This window comes from Paraburkholderia kirstenboschensis (genome assembly GCF_032806925.1).
Classification (GTDB): Bacteria; Pseudomonadota; Gammaproteobacteria; order Burkholderiales; family Burkholderiaceae; genus Paraburkholderia; species Paraburkholderia kirstenboschensis.
This window is the reverse complement of record NZ_CP136513.1, coordinates 933,968-947,545: the sequence shown is the minus strand read 5'-3', so window position 1 is coordinate 947,545 and position 13,578 is coordinate 933,968. Positions and strand designations below refer to the sequence as shown.

Below are 13,578 nucleotides of genomic sequence, written 5' to 3'. Positions count from 1 at the left end.
CTGACCCGAGAAGTCGGCGCCCACGAATAAACTTGCGGCACGGACGCGAGTTCAGTCCTCTTCGTCGGTCCAGGGAATGTCGACGTCCGAGATGAACGCGACTGTCGCAAACGGGCCGCCTTCGTGTCGCCCGATCTTGCCATCGGCACGCTGCCATTCCACCCGGAACATTGTGCCCGGATCGTCGGCAATCAGCCGCACGGTGCGGATCTCGTCCGGATCGGCGTCCTCGACCGGACCGTCGAGCGAAATCTGCAGTTCTTGCGGCCACAGACCGTCGGCCGGATCGTAAATCTTGTCGCCGTCCGGAATCAGCGTGAACGCTTCGACGCCGATCGTCGCCGAGGCATCCACGATCATTTTGGCTAGCGCGCGCAGCAGCGCGGTGGCGCGCGCCGAATTTGCCTGACGGATTGCGAGGTCCCCGCGCGTCAGCGCCTGCTCAAGTTTTGGGTTTGTTTTTTGTTGCGCCATTCGATGTCCTGAGTGCTATCGCCGAGTGTGAACAGCGCGGCTGAAAACCCGCCGCCGCTGCCGATTTTCCGGGCTGCATCCTACCATTCGTACGCGCCGCGCCTCGCGCGGAAGCACGACACGAACGGAGAAGCCCGTCCTGCTCACCACAGTTTAGGTCGTGATTTGCCGACAGGGAGAGACATTTGCCTTTCGTTGCATGTCCAGCGAACTCAAGGCGCCGGGTTCGGCTGCATCTGATGCAGTGCGTCGATTTCGTCGAGCACGTCCTGCGGCAACTTCACGTTGACGCTCGCAATGTTCTCCTTCAACTGATCGAGCGAGGTCGCGCCAATCAGATTGCTCGTGACGAACGGCCGGCTATTGACGAAGGCAAGCGCCAACTGGGCGGGCGACATGCGATGGCGCTTTGCCAGTTCGACGTAACGCGTGGTGGCCTGGATCGCTTGCGGTTTGCTGTAGCGCTGGAAGCGCTCGAACAGCGATATGCGTGCGCCAGCCGGCCGCGCGCCGCCCTCATATTTGCCGGACAGCCAGCCGAAGGCGAGCGGCGAATACGCGAGCAAGCCGATATCGTCGCGGTGCGCGTACTCGGAGAGCCCCGCCTCGTAAGTGCGGTTCAGGAGACTATACGGGTTCTGGATGCTGACAATACGCGGCAAGCCGAGCTTTTCCGACGCGCGCAGGAACTGCGCGACGCCCCACGGCGTTTCGTTCGATACGCCCACATGGCGCACCTTGCCCGCCTTGACGAAGTCGGCCAGCACCGAGAGCGTTTCGTCGATGGGCACCGTATATTCGTCGTCGACCCACGGATAGGCCGGACGGCCGAACGTCATCGTGTTGCGGTCCGGCCAGTGCAACTGGTACAGATCGACGTAGTCCGTTTGCAGACGCTTCAAGCTGTCGTTCAGCGCCTCAGTGAGGTTCTTACGGTCGAACTGGTTGGTCTCGCCGCGGATATGTCGCGGGTTATGCGGCTGGCGCGCGGGCCCCGCGATCTTCGTGGCGAGCACGATTTTTTCGCGCTCGCTGCGATGCTTCGCGAGCCACGTGCCGATAAATCGCTCGGTCGAGCCTTGCGTCTCGGCGCGCGGCGGCACCGGATACATCTCTGCGGTATCGATCAGGTTGACGCCGTGATCGAGCGCGTAGTCGATCTGAGCGCGCGCATCCTGCTCTGTGTTCTGCTCGCCCCACGTCATGGTGCCGAGTCCGATCAGGCTGACCTGCACATCCGAATCGCCGAGTCTGCGGTATTCCATGGAAGCTTTCCTATTCGTTGTATGAACATAAACCGCTGACGTTACCATGCCCGCGCGATGCCTGCAGCACGGCTAGAATGCCGTGCCGGCGTGCAGTGCAAGCGCGCCGCGCCCAACATTCCTTTGCGCCGGTCCATCACGATGAATCCCGAACACCTCGAACTGCTGGTCACACGTGTGATGCCCTACGGCAAGTACAAAGGTCGTTTGATCGCCGACCTGCCCGGCCATTACCTGAACTGGTTCGCGAGCCAGGGCTTTCCGCCGGGCGAGATTGGACGGCTGCTCGCACTGATGCACGAAATCGATCACAACGGTTTGTCGTCGTTGATCGAACCTTTGCGCAAGCGTTAAAGCGTTCCTACGACCAACCGCATCGCATGATAAGGGCGGCCGCCGCTGTTCTGTTGCAGAAGATTAACCGCGTGTTACCGCGCGACGGATGCTCCGACGCAGTTCCGGTCGCAGCATGCTGCGCTCGCCGTGGAATATCCGTGCGGCGCAAGGATGCGCGCTGTTCAGGCACGCGGTGCGATCGTAATGTGCGGACACAAATGCGGCTGAACTCCCGGGCCGGCGATCTTTCTGATCCTTTATGTCAGGACGGGTCAGGACGGGAGAAAACTGTGAGCAGACTCTTTGCAGCGATGCCATTGCTGGCCGTGGTGGCGGGCGTCAGCGGATGCGCAGTCGCGCCCGCCTATGACTACGGCTACGCCCAACCCTATTACCCCGGTTATGGCTACGGATACGGAGCGCCCTATGCGCCGGTTTACGGCACGGTCGGCATCTGGGGCGGCTGGGGCGGACCATGCTGTTATTACCACGGCGGTGGCGGCCACTGGGGCGGCGGTTGGCATGGCGGTCACGGCGGAGGTAGCGGTGGCTGGCACGGCGGCCATGGCGGCGGATATGGGGGATATGGCGGATCGCACGGCGGCAGCTCGTGGAGCGGCGGCGGTGGCGGGCATGGAGGACGCAGCCACTGACGAGCAAAGAGCGAACAAGCGAGCGAGCCCCAAAACAAAAACGGCGTTGTGATTTCTCACAACGCCGCCTGCCAATCCATTTTCAATCTTTACTGCCGAAATTCTTTGGGGTGGCTGATGGGGCTCGAACCCACGACAACAGGAATCACAATCCTGTACATCCATACATATACGACAAGGGTTTCCGGTCGATTAATGGGAACGCAAGCCGGAAATCGCCCCTTGATTAATAAGGGTTTTCCGGACTTCGTTCCCGAAATTCGACGCACCCAAGGTGCGTGGATATACTGTACATCCATACAGGATCTGCGCCATGCCTCACTTCGACCCATACGGAAACCCGCGCCCTTGCGTCGAGTGCGAGCACTTTGCCGAGTTCCGCGCCGGCGGCTCTATCGTTTCATGCATGTACGACGGTCGTGAGCAGATCAATGCGCAGCCGGAACAGGGCTGCGTTCACTGGGTCCGCGCGATCGGAGCCGACGACGAACAGAAGTTGAAGCGACGGGCATAGGTCATGCTGAAGGGCCAGCAGGAGGCCCGTCATGCTAGAAGAACCCACCTTTGACCCGTTTCAGCAGCCGCCCCTAGTTCATGCGCTACTCGTCGCGCTGCACACTCTCGTCGTTCACGACAGCATGGAGGTGACCAGCGAAGGCCAGACATGGACGCTCGATTTCGTCCCTCAGATCCGGCAGATTGAAGCGGCACTGAAGACCGCCGGTATTGACGCCACAAAGCCTATGCTCGCGCCGGTCCACTGGGCGGACGACGACGCGCCACCGCCGGCCGACGAACTCAAGTAACCGGCGATGTCGCGATGGAGTTCATCCCGGGCGAGCCGTAAGCACCCCGCCAAAGAATCCCCCGCCGACGGCATACCGTCGTTGATCGAGCCGCAACTCGCGACTCTCGCCGCGCATATCCCGGCCGATGGCGACTGGTCGTATGAAATCAAGTTCGACGGCTATCGAATGCTTGGGCGCATCCAGGACGGCCAGGCTCAATTGTTCACCCGCAACGGCCACGACTGGACCGATCGCATGCCCCGCTTGCGCGACGCGCTCACATCACTGCCCGTCGACGACGCATGGATTGATGCAGAGGCCGTCGTGCTCAACCAAGCAGGCGCACCCGATTTCAATGCCCTGCAGAATGCGTTTGACCGGCGCAGCACAGCCCAAATCGTCCTTTTCATTTTTGACCTGCTATGGATCAATGGCACCGATATTCGTGAGCAGCCGCTCCGCGCACGCAGACAGCTTTTGCGCGAACTGATGGAAGACGTCGAGAGCCCACTATTGCGCTACTCCGAAGATTTCGCCGAGGACCCTGCCTCGCTGGTCTCGTCCGCATGCCGCATGAAGCTCGAGGGCATCATCGGAAAAAGAGGCGACGCGCCCTACCGGTCTGGGCGCTCCACGGACTGGATCAAGCTGAAGTGCAACTTGCGGCAAGAATTCGTGGTCGGCGGCATATCGCGGGTCAAAGGCGCGAAGTCCGGCGTTCGATCGCTGCTGCTGGGAGTGCACGAAAAAGACGGGTCACTACGGTATGCGGGTCACGTCGGGCCAAACTTCTCGCCGCGGCAAAGCGCGGCATTCATGAAAAGGATCGCCGCGTTGACGGTCGAGCAGCCTCCGTTCTACAACCCGCCTGAAGCGGAACGCGACCGAGACTTCCACTGGCTGAAGCCGGACGTGGTGGCTGAGGTGTCGTTTCTTGAGTGGACTCCCGGCGGAGAGATAAGGCACCCGCTTTTCCACGCTATACGGGAAGACAAGCCAGCCGGCGCAGTGACGGAAGAAACGGTCGTCGACGCGCCCGACGAGGGACATTTCGGATCCACGCGCGAGCGTCCCGGCCCGCGCGGAACTGTACTCGTGGGCGACATCAAGATCAGCAATCCGCAGCGCGTGATGGATGAGATTACCGGCCATACCAAGCTGGATCTCGTCCGGTACTACGATGCGATTGCAGAGTGGGCGCTGCCTTACCTTCACAATAGGCCGCTCACTCTCGTGCGGGCGCCGGACACAATCAGCGGCGAGCTGTTCTTCCAGAAGCATGCCGAACGTATGCGCATTCCGGGCGTTGAGGAATTGCCCGTCGAACTGCACCCCAATCACCCACCACTGCTGGTAGCGAACAATATCGATGCTCTGGTAGGGCTCGCGCAGATGAGCGTCGTCGAGCTGCACTCATGGAACGCAGTGGCTCCTGACCTTGAACACCCCGACCGCGTGATCTTCGACCTTGACCCCGACCCCGCTCTGCACTGGGCTGCCATGCTCGAGGCGGCCGAACTGGTGAAGACCGTGCTCGACGAGCTAGGCCTGCGATCCTTCGCGAAGACGAGCGGCGGAAAAGGCTTCCACATCGTCGTTCCTCTGACGCGCAAACAGGGCTGGGATGAGGTGAAAGACTTCTCACACGCGGTCGCTCGCCACATGTCGCGCGTGGTGCCGGAAAAGTTCTCTGCCGTCTCGGGGCCGCGCAACCGCGTGGGCAAGATCTTCATCGATTATCTACGCAACAGCCGCGGCGCGAGTACCGTCGCGCCCTTTTCAGTGCGCGCACGCGGCGGCATGGCCGTGTCGATGCCGATCTCATGGGACGAGCTGAAGGACGTCCGGCGCGGTGACGAATGGACAATGAAGAAGGCGGTAGCCCGGCAGCGTTCACTGCAGGCAGATCCGTGGGAAGGCATCTGGCGCACGCGACAGGGAATTACCGCCGCGATGCGCCGTGCCGTTGGTATGAACCGTTAGCTGCTGCGTTGCTCGGTTCCCTTAAGCTGGTCGTGACGATGGGAGTGCGTCGCCGCATATTTCAGCTCGAAATGAGCACCCTTGCCGCTACGTGTCGGAGGAAAATGCTCGCCCTCGACGCAGGTCACTTCGAAGGTGCCCTTCCCGTCATCGTGAACGACGGAATAAATGCCAGACGTCTTAACGATTTCGCCGGGCTTAAAAGAGTTGTCGCCTGCCATGGTGTCTCCTTTCGTTTGGATACACGAAACGGGGCAGCAACCGTTATACCCGAACGCCTTACGATGAAATAGTCGGCTCTCCGCCATCGGTCAGCGCCGGCCTCGTCCGCTGGCGGGCGGGGGAATCACGGCATGCTGGCACCGGTTGCGTGACGGCAGCGGCCGCGGCGGGCTTGGTCGATGTTGCCGCGGGGATACGGGCGGCGGCTTTCTCACTCGGTGATCGCTCGTTTGCCTAGGTCATCCATCAGCAATGGCAATCTAGTCGCGATGCGCCACCTCCCGTTGCACCGCCAGCTAAAGATTCTTCTTATCCGGCCGAAATCACGAGAATGGAAAACGACGACTGCCTGGGCCCCATTGATCCACCACTTTACACAGAAGCGATGGCGCTTCAAATGACCGTCCGCTTAACCCGCCGCGCGCGAGGCAAGAAGAATCCCGAGGACTTGCCATGGGGCTCGCCTGCGTGGAAAGAAGCGACCGAGGAATTCGTGCAGGACATCTACCTCGCGATGGGCGGAGACCCGGACGATCTGGATCAGCAATAAAGCGGCCTTGGACGAGCGGTTGACATAGGCCATGCTGAAGGGGCGGCCCCAATCTGGCCTGCGGTACATGCAACCGACAACCGGCGCATACTGTCGGTCCTTGACTACCTCAGCAGTTCTTCGAGACATGTTCCTGACGTGCAAAATTTGCGGCAACGGCTCCATGAACCCGCTCTTTTTTGGCGGGAGGCCCGGCGACAGGCCCCAATACAGGGACATCAAAGCTCAGTGCGATAAATGCGGAAGCATTCTCAGCACTGGTCCGGCATCTCGGTCTGATGAACTAGCGGCGCCCAGCAGGGACTTCAGCAGCTGGTAAAGCCGTCTTTTTTCGCTGCGGCGGACGTCCGTTGCAGACGCCTTGGCCCGGGAGCGCATCAGCCCCGCCGGATCCGCCTTAACGCCCGGGTCCGCTTGCATCTTTCCCCGGAAGAAGCTGGCCACGCCCAAGACGCCACCGATGGCGACCCACGCCTCTGCAGGAATGGTCGGCTGTGCGATGTTCGGCCACCAGCCGCGCAGCACCGGAATGACGAAGTACGCGCCGATCCACGCGAACCCGAAACAGAACCCGACGAACGGCCGCCATGCGTAGGTAGGCCAGTGGTCGGCCTTCGCCTCGATCTGCATCGTCTGATTAACCGTTGCGGTGTTTGCCTCGTCTGCGGCGAGCTGGGCTTTCTCGACGTCGGCCGCGATCTGCGCGAGCTGCACCTGATTGTCGAGGACCGCTTTCTGAAACTGTAGCGAGAGTGCCGGGTCTGCCTGAATCGCGGCAAGCGCAGCATCGGGCGCCGACTGACCAGTCACAGCCTGCGCGATGCCGACCACCTTGCCGGCGACATCCTCGGCCTTGGAGCCACCGAGCCAGCCGGCGATCATCGGCGCGAACTGCGCGAGCGCCATTGCGATAGGGATAAGCGGCATCATGCGGCTCCTTTGCTGAGGTTGTTTGCGATCCGGCGGGCCCAGCCCTTGCCGAACGTTTGCCACGTGTTGAGCGACGTGAAATAGGTCAGGCGCAGGGCGTTCCAGCGGAGGATGAAGCGCAACGGGTCGGTGGCTTGCACCGCAGCGATCGTCGCAGGGCCTATCAGCCCGTCGACCTTCGCGCCGGCGGCGCCCTGCATCCAGATCACCGGGTGGCCGCCGTTATAGTTGGCGTCAAAGATCTGGAACGCGACGCGCTGGTCGAGCTCGTCGAGCCGTAGCGGATCCCAATACAGCTTCTTGGCGATCGCCTTCGCGGTGTCACGCGGCAGCTCGCGCATTGCGCCGGCGTACCCACTCGCGCGCGCGACGCGCGCCGTGACGCCCCACATCGTCTCGCCGCCCGGGTCGGCGGCATTGTTTGAGTAGCCGCCCTCGTTGCCGATCAGCGCATTGAACGCGTCGTCAAAGCTGGTCATTTGCTGAACCCCCTCGTTTGCAGAAATGCATACGCCAGCGCGGCGATTCCCAGCGAAGCAATCCCGCCGAGCGTCCACTTGCCGAGCGTAGCGAACTGCTTGTCGAGCCACTCGGTCAGGCCTTCCTTGAGGGCGTTTTTTACTTCGTCTTGCGTCAGGCCTTCTACTGGCATGGTGAGTCCCCGGTCACGGGCAAAAGCCCAATAAAAAACCGCCCGAAGGCGGCTAATAAAAAAGCCAGCTCGAAAGCTGGCTTCTCTCTATTGCTGGCTACCGCGTCATGTGCCGGTAGCTGAAGCGCCGCTCGCTGGGGCCGGCGCAGTTGCCTGCTTGTAGAGCGTCGCGATGTAATCAGCGATTGCGTTGGTGCGCATGTTCAGCAGATACGCATCGGGCGTACGGCAGTCGGCGCCCAAATGCACTAGTTCTGGAGTGGGGATGGCATTTCCTTGGGAGCCGCCAAAAGCAACCCCGAACGGAATTGCTCCCATTGTGTTGAGATTTGAATGGTTCTGCGCGGCACGAATGGCTTCCATAAGACCAAACGCGGCGCCGGTGCCGTTCGGTGCATCGCATGTCTGGATAGGCAGAACTGCGTACACCAACTTGCCGCTAACCGCTGCGCGCTGCGTGAACACCGTCAGATCCTGCGCAAACTGTGAGATCGAGGCGGCCTGCGCGGCGTCGGTCGATGGCGTCACCATGTCGTCGAGTTGGAAGTTGACGATAAGATATTCGCTCGGATCAGTCTTGAACTGGTCAGGCGTAGGTGGAAGGCCGTTGTTTTCGCCCATTACGATCTGATGAAGCGTCGTTCCGTCCATCACCTGCGCCGTGACCGTTGCCGGCACGCCGCGCGCTGCGAGCGCATCCTGCAACGTTTGAACGGTTGCAGCCGCGTCGCTTGACGGCGTCGACGCGCTGGCGACGACTCGCGCATGAGAAACGGCTTGGCTTTTGGTGAATGGCTGGCCGTAAAGCGACAACTTCATTGTCTTCGCCGCCGGCGCCGAACTTCCCCCGCCTCCACCACCGCCACATGCCACAAGACCTAATGCTGCGAATGCAAACACCGCAATTTTTTTGAACATCGTTATCCCCCGTTGTCGCCTTTCAGAATATTTCTGCGTCAAAGTTTACACGTAATTCCCGAATCCGCTACTCGATTATCTCGGCGCCTGCGAATGCATAACGACTTGCCGAAGCGAAGCCGCCTCCGTCCGTGGGTGCTGCGCTGGCCAACGATGATTCTGCGAAATCCCGAGCATCGACGCCCTTATCCGGCAGACCCGATATTTGTATCTGTTGCGCATACATCGCGAATTTCCCGGCGTCTTTCGCATCTTTTGACAGATACGAAGAGACAGTTGCAGTCGCAATCTTCATCTCGTAGTCGAGTGCAACGTTTGTGACCACGTGAAAGCTAGCGTGCGCGCCCGTCGCCGGGGTCACATAATTAATTTGAAGAGGCATAGCGTTCCTTTTAGGTGATGCCGGTCATATCAAGCACCATGAATCGATACCGAGTCGCTTCGGCAAATCCAACGAAGGTGCCACTGTTGTTTCCTATGTACTGGTGAAACTCCCAGCTAATTGAGCCACCATCTGCGCCGAACGCCGACAGGATGAACGGGCTAGTGTTGACGAAGTAATGAGCAGCCAGCGCACCGCCGAATGCGACCGGCACGCCATATGACTTGGACTGAGTATTTGGGCCAGGCACCGAGTTGCCTACTGCCTGCCATCCCAAGCCGGGCTGATACTGCCCCTCGACCACATCAAGCACCCGCGCAAAAGGGTTCGCGGCATCAGCGATCAACGCGCCTGAAGCATCAAATACCTGCAACCCGAAACGATTTGACGTCACGGGAACCTGATCAAAAACGTACAGACGGATGGTTGCCTGGCCTACCGAGATGAATTCCGCCGTGAAGGTGTTGCCGGTTTTCGAGAACTTCCATGGCGTGACCATGACGCCGCCATCGGCCCTGAAGGCATAGAACGGCTGCGTTGCGTTGAACGTGAATGTCGTATGCCACAACGTGGCGTAAAACTGAGTATTCACGTTGTTGAATACAGTCGGAATACTTTCTTGTTGTGTGACCTGAGCCAGCGATGCGATCACTTGATAATTTGGCGTTGCGCCATCGATCTGGACAACGCCGGTGTCGGTGAAAGCCTGAAAGCCAGCGGTCATCAGTAACATCCCCAAAAGAGATACCCAGTTATCGGGTATAGGTAGTCGCCATTCGGTGGCGTACTGTATGTCCAGACGACTCCAGTCGAGGAAATCGACACCACAGGAACAGGAGAATTGCCGTTGATGTGCTTGAACAGGAAGTCAGGCTGAAAAGACCAGAACGGCGTGCCATCGGACAGATCCATATCGATGTGCCCACCGTTGCCGTCAAGGTGCTGGCTACCTTTGATGCGCCCGATCCGCTGCGTCGCGTCGAGCATGAGCTGCCCGGACGCATTCCATATCTGCAGTCCCGCCGTCATTACCAGAGCCCCAGGCGGACGCGCAGCGTCCCATTGCCGTCATAGACGAGCAGCGTCGAGTCGCTCAACGTGAGATAGCCGCTGCCGCCGTTGGCGCCGTTCATCGTCAGCGTGCCATTCTTGTCCAGCTTCCAGCGCGGCTGGCCGTTGGCGCCGACTGAAGTCGACTGGATAACGTCTCCGATCATTGCGTTCTGGATCCAGCCCGTGCCGATGAAGGCTTGGCTGATGAAGACCTGGCCGCCCTGCACGACGAACGGCGAGCTCACCGCGCTTCCGTTCGGGTCCAGGATCGCAACCCGGCTCGCCGACAAAAGCACCGTCGACTCGACGACGCCGCTCGTGTTATCCACGCCGACGCCGATCCCGGCGATGTAGGTGCGACCGTTGGTCGTAATCTGCGTCTTGATCTGGTAAGAGGCTGAGACGCGCCCGTTAAGATCGGCATAGGACGTGGCGACGGTCTGCACCGCCGCCGTGTTCGTATTCGCCTGAGCCTGTACGGTCGTGATCTGCGAGGCCATCGAACTGTCGGCATCGACGCGCGCCTGTGTTTCGGTTTGCACCGCCGCGAGCAGTGTTGTCTTCGTCGAAGAAATCTGCGCAGTGGTGGTCTCGACGTCGCGCGCCAGCGCAAGGTCGGCTTCCGCGCGCGCCGACTGTTCTGACCATACGCCCGCGTAGACCTGCGTTGAACCGGCGTAATCACCCGTGCTACCCGCCATCTCGGGAATGACAACCTGCGCCGTTACCTGGTCGATGCGGTTAGACAACGCCGTGTCGCCGGCCGCACGCGCAGTCTGCTCGGTCGAAATCGCTGCGGCATTGTCCGTGACGGACTGCTGAATACCGGGAATGGCCTCAATCGGCGCGAGGACGTCTTGTGCAAGCTGCCCCTGCGTAATCTGGTTAGTCAGATACGAGAGGATCTCTGTTGCGTCGCTGCTGCTCTGGCCGTTCACTCCGTTGGTGGTCGGATACCACGGGCCGATGTTGCCCGAAGTGTCAACAAGCCGGCCCCAGAAGAAGAACGAGCGGCCGGCGGCAAGGCCCATCAGGTTCGCGCGCGCCTGCGGGTAGGCATAGTCGGCCAGCTTCACGGCCGTGCTGCGGTCATTGGTCTGGCTGTACCAGATTTCGGTGCGCTGCGTATCGCCAGCAGAGCCGTCCGACGGATAGGTCCAGTCGAGTTCGATCGCGAAGACCTGAGTCGTCGTCGTGAGCGACGCCAAGGCGGGAGGCGGGCTTGTCTTGCCAGTGAGCGCGGTGTCGGTGCCGTACGCAGGAATCGAGGTTACGCCCATCGCATTCTGCGCGCGCACGCGCGCCAGATAGGTACCCTGATAGATCCCGACGACCTCAACCTGCAAGCCGCCGGTCTGGTTCGCGGTCACCCATTCGCCGTTATCTTTGCGCCACTCAGGCAGGTAGTTCACCGAGCTCGCCGCGGCGTCCCACGCAATGACCATGACAGTCTTCGAGATGCCCTGGTCAATCACCGAATACGTCGAAACGCGGACGTTCGTGGGCGGCGGCTGCACCGACGGCGGCACGATGGTGATCGGCCGCACCTGAATCTGCGCGCCGCTATCGATCGCCGCGTACTTGCCGGGCTCGTGCTGTGCCGCGTTGATCACGTACGTGGTTTTGTCGTTGTCCGACGCCTCCTGCACGCTCACGACTCTGAACAACTGCGACGCGAGCTCTGTGCTCTCAAGCATCCAGACCGCGCCCGCGACGGGCGTCGCGTCGAAGAGCGCTGTAACCGTGATCGTGTCGCCGCTGACCGACTCTACGCAGCGCGCCTGTGCAGTGCCCGTCGGCAGGATCACGGTGAGGGTGTCGCCGGGCGCTGCAGTCGGCGCCTTGTCCAGCGTGATCGCCCGACCGGCGGCCGCCCGGATTCGTCCGCCGATGCGCTTGCCTGCTTTCGCGGGATCCGCAACGGCGATGATCTGCCCCGGCGCACACAACGTTGCGTCGAGGCCGACCGAAAACGAAACGGTGTTTGTCTCGTACCGGCTCGTCAGCAGCGTCCACAAGCCGAGGCGGTGCGCCTGTCCCTGCGACGTCATGCCGAACGCGGTGATCTGCGCCTTGGTCACGCCATAGCGCGCGATCCCGTCTTCGTCGGGCACATACTCGACCGCTTGCTTGTACTGATTGGCCGGGTCATTCCAACTTACGAGCGCGGTCGTGTATCGCGTCTTGAGCGCGGAGCCGACATAGGTGAACGGCCCAGACACGCAGCGGTTCGCATCGGTGTAGACGTAGACCGGATCGGCGGGCATGTCAGCGGAGGCAACGACAGACCCCGGGCCCCAGTAAGCGATGCCGCGGAACGTCGTGGCGAGATCCTGCAGCACCTTGTATGCGTCGGCCTGCGACTGGATCACGCAATTGCATGTGAAACGTGGCTCCAGACCGCCCTTGCCGTCCGACACCATGACGTCGCAATACTGCGCAATCGCGTACAGCCCCCACTTGTCGACCATCGATGCGTCGACGCGGTTGCCGAGACCGTACCGCGCGTTCAGCACAAGGTCATAGAAGACCCACGCCGGATTGTTCGACCATGCCGTCTTGAATGTGCCATCCCACGTGCCGGAATACGTCCGCGCCACGGGGTTATAGTTCGTGGGCACGCGGATCATCAACCCGTTGATGTCGTACGAACGCGTCGGCACGGAACTGAACGACCGGGCGTCGAATGACAAACCGACGAGTGCGCTCATCGGATACCGCAGCTTGCGGTCGATGATCTCGGTGATGGCCTCGATATTTACCGTGTCGGCGATCAGCGAGCTATGTGCATTCGCCGTGATGCGTCGCACCCGCACCAGCCAGCTCGTCGTCGCGGCCGGCAATTCGATGCGAACCGTGCGCTCATAAAGCGATGTGGTTTTCCCGTCAAACGCGCCGCTCAATACCTGCGCATATGAGCCGCCGTCGACAGCGAGGTCGATCGCATACTCGATCCGGTGGCCCGTCACGTTCCCGCTGCTTGCGTCGGATTTCTGAAGCGCGGGCAAGCCAAACCGGATGCGCACCGCAGTCAGCTGGGCGTTCTGCACCTGGTGCACCCAAGGAGCATCCGACGTCAGCGGCGTGCTGACCGCCGTTTCGTTCTCGACGGACGGAAAGCCGGACATGTAGGTCTGATCGGGCGTGCCGGTCCGCGTGTCAACGGAGTAATTCGAGAAGTTCGTCGAACCGTCACTGTTCTGGATGGGCGTGCCGTAAAGGAAAACGGATTGCAGACCGTTCGCGAGGCCCGCTATCGGGCCTTCGGAAATGACGTCGAGCACCTTTGCATACGCAATCGAATGCAGGCTATCCGGCGATTCCGTCGGCGTGCTGCCGCTCGATCCGCCCTTCGATCCTTGGATGCGCATA

General features: G+C 61.0%; 16 protein-coding genes. 5 read left to right on the top strand and 11 right to left on the bottom strand.

Features of this window, described 5'->3' with window-relative positions:
• Positions 1–51: 51 nt before the first annotated feature.
• Positions 52–474, bottom strand: a complete 423-nt coding sequence (locus tag RW095_RS27010; protein ID WP_020065791.1) for a hypothetical protein — start codon at positions 472–474, stop codon at positions 52–54.
• A gap of 212 nt (positions 475–686) precedes the next feature.
• Positions 687–1,739: an NADP(H)-dependent aldo-keto reductase gene (locus RW095_RS27005; RefSeq protein WP_317021883.1), complete on the bottom strand. Its 1,053-nt coding sequence runs from the start codon at positions 1,737–1,739 to the stop codon at positions 687–689.
• A gap of 141 nt (positions 1,740–1,880) precedes the next feature.
• Here RW095_RS27005 and RW095_RS27000 point away from each other — a divergent pair, with 141 nt between their 5' ends.
• From RW095_RS27000 to ligD, 4 genes are all read left to right on the top strand, one after another.
• The gene (locus tag RW095_RS27000; protein WP_006048800.1) at positions 1,881–2,093 is read left to right on the top strand and encodes a DUF3820 family protein; all 213 of its coding nucleotides are present in this window, start codon (positions 1,881–1,883) and stop codon (positions 2,091–2,093) included.
• 272 nt (positions 2,094–2,365) lie between these two features.
• A complete protein-coding gene (locus tag RW095_RS26995; RefSeq protein ID WP_317021882.1) occupies positions 2,366–2,728 on the top strand; it encodes a hypothetical protein in 363 nt (120 codons plus the stop codon).
• A gap of 545 nt (positions 2,729–3,273) precedes the next feature.
• Positions 3,274–3,534: a hypothetical protein gene (locus tag RW095_RS26990; RefSeq protein ID WP_317021881.1), complete on the top strand. Its 261-nt coding sequence runs from the start codon at positions 3,274–3,276 to the stop codon at positions 3,532–3,534.
• A 6-nt stretch (positions 3,535–3,540) separates the two neighbouring features.
• Entirely contained in the window at positions 3,541–5,499 is a 1,959-nt protein-coding gene (gene ligD / locus RW095_RS26985; protein ID WP_317021880.1) for a DNA ligase D, read from the top strand.
• Here ligD and RW095_RS26980 read toward each other — a convergent pair.
• A complete protein-coding gene (locus RW095_RS26980; RefSeq protein ID WP_317021879.1) occupies positions 5,496–5,720 on the bottom strand; it encodes a hypothetical protein in 225 nt (74 codons plus the stop codon). The genes ligD and RW095_RS26980 overlap by 4 nt on opposite strands.
• Before the next feature lie 398 nt (positions 5,721–6,118).
• On the opposite strand from RW095_RS26980, the gene RW095_RS26975 reads away from it, so the two are divergent.
• On the top strand, positions 6,119–6,271 hold the full coding sequence (locus tag RW095_RS26975) for a hypothetical protein (RefSeq protein WP_317021878.1): 153 nt from the start codon (positions 6,119–6,121) through the stop codon (positions 6,269–6,271).
• A 225-nt stretch (positions 6,272–6,496) separates the two neighbouring features.
• Here the strand turns inward: RW095_RS26975 and RW095_RS26970 are convergent, their stop codons facing one another.
• From RW095_RS26970 to RW095_RS26935, 8 genes are all read right to left on the bottom strand, one after another.
• Positions 6,497–7,201 (bottom strand): 3TM-type holin, encoded by a 705-nt coding sequence (locus RW095_RS26970; RefSeq protein WP_317021877.1) that lies wholly within the window; start codon positions 7,199–7,201, stop codon positions 6,497–6,499.
• A complete protein-coding gene (locus tag RW095_RS26965; protein WP_317021876.1) occupies positions 7,198–7,680 on the bottom strand; it encodes a glycoside hydrolase family 108 protein in 483 nt (160 codons plus the stop codon). The genes RW095_RS26970 and RW095_RS26965 overlap by 4 nt, the downstream gene beginning before the upstream one ends.
• Entirely contained in the window at positions 7,677–7,853 is a 177-nt protein-coding gene (locus RW095_RS26960) for a hypothetical protein (RefSeq protein ID WP_317021875.1), read from the bottom strand. Before RW095_RS26960 ends, RW095_RS26965 begins: the two co-directional genes overlap by 4 nt.
• Before the next feature lie 105 nt (positions 7,854–7,958).
• Positions 7,959–8,813: a hypothetical protein gene (locus tag RW095_RS26955; protein WP_317021874.1), complete on the bottom strand. Its 855-nt coding sequence runs from the start codon at positions 8,811–8,813 to the stop codon at positions 7,959–7,961.
• 25 nt (positions 8,814–8,838) lie between these two features.
• Positions 8,839–9,066, bottom strand: a complete 228-nt coding sequence (locus RW095_RS26950) for a hypothetical protein (protein ID WP_317021873.1) — start codon at positions 9,064–9,066, stop codon at positions 8,839–8,841.
• Between the two features lie 97 nt (positions 9,067–9,163).
• A complete protein-coding gene (locus RW095_RS26945) occupies positions 9,164–9,877 on the bottom strand; it encodes a hypothetical protein (RefSeq protein WP_317021872.1) in 714 nt (237 codons plus the stop codon).
• Complete coding sequence (locus RW095_RS26940; protein WP_317021871.1) at positions 9,877–10,182, bottom strand: hypothetical protein; 306 nt, start codon at positions 10,180–10,182, stop codon at positions 9,877–9,879. Before RW095_RS26940 ends, RW095_RS26945 begins: the two co-directional genes overlap by 1 nt.
• A complete protein-coding gene (locus RW095_RS26935) occupies positions 10,182–13,577 on the bottom strand; it encodes a host specificity protein J (protein WP_317021870.1) in 3,396 nt (1,131 codons plus the stop codon). Before RW095_RS26935 ends, RW095_RS26940 begins: the two co-directional genes overlap by 1 nt.
• Position 13,578: the final 1 nt, after the last annotated feature.

Bases quoted from the DNA above. Each gene is read 5' to 3' on its own strand.
- RW095_RS27010 (WP_020065791.1), bottom strand. From the start codon at position 474: ATGGCGCAACAAAAAACAAACCCAAAACTTGAGCAGGCGCTGACGCGC.
- RW095_RS27005 (WP_317021883.1), bottom strand. From the start codon at position 1,739: ATGGAATACCGCAGACTCGGCGATTCGGATGTGCAGGTCAGCCTGATC.
- RW095_RS27000 (WP_006048800.1), top strand. From the start codon at position 1,881: ATGAATCCCGAACACCTCGAACTGCTGGTCACACGTGTGATGCCCTAC.
- RW095_RS26990 (WP_317021881.1), top strand. From the start codon at position 3,274: ATGCTAGAAGAACCCACCTTTGACCCGTTTCAGCAGCCGCCCCTAGTT.
- ligD (WP_317021880.1), top strand. From the start codon at position 3,541: ATGTCGCGATGGAGTTCATCCCGGGCGAGCCGTAAGCACCCCGCCAAA.
- RW095_RS26980 (WP_317021879.1), bottom strand. From the start codon at position 5,720: ATGGCAGGCGACAACTCTTTTAAGCCCGGCGAAATCGTTAAGACGTCT.
- RW095_RS26975 (WP_317021878.1), top strand. From the start codon at position 6,119: ATGACCGTCCGCTTAACCCGCCGCGCGCGAGGCAAGAAGAATCCCGAG.
- RW095_RS26970 (WP_317021877.1), bottom strand. From the start codon at position 7,201: ATGATGCCGCTTATCCCTATCGCAATGGCGCTCGCGCAGTTCGCGCCG.
- RW095_RS26965 (WP_317021876.1), bottom strand. From the start codon at position 7,680: ATGACCAGCTTTGACGACGCGTTCAATGCGCTGATCGGCAACGAGGGC.
- RW095_RS26960 (WP_317021875.1), bottom strand. From the start codon at position 7,853: ATGCCAGTAGAAGGCCTGACGCAAGACGAAGTAAAAAACGCCCTCAAG.
- RW095_RS26950 (WP_317021873.1), bottom strand. From the start codon at position 9,066: ATGAAGATTGCGACTGCAACTGTCTCTTCGTATCTGTCAAAAGATGCG.
- RW095_RS26945 (WP_317021872.1), bottom strand. From the start codon at position 9,877: ATGACCGCTGGCTTTCAGGCTTTCACCGACACCGGCGTTGTCCAGATC.
- RW095_RS26940 (WP_317021871.1), bottom strand. From the start codon at position 10,182: ATGACGGCGGGACTGCAGATATGGAATGCGTCCGGGCAGCTCATGCTC.
- RW095_RS26935 (WP_317021870.1), bottom strand. From the start codon at position 13,577: ATGCGCATCCAAGGATCGAAGGGCGGATCGAGCGGCAGCACGCCGACG.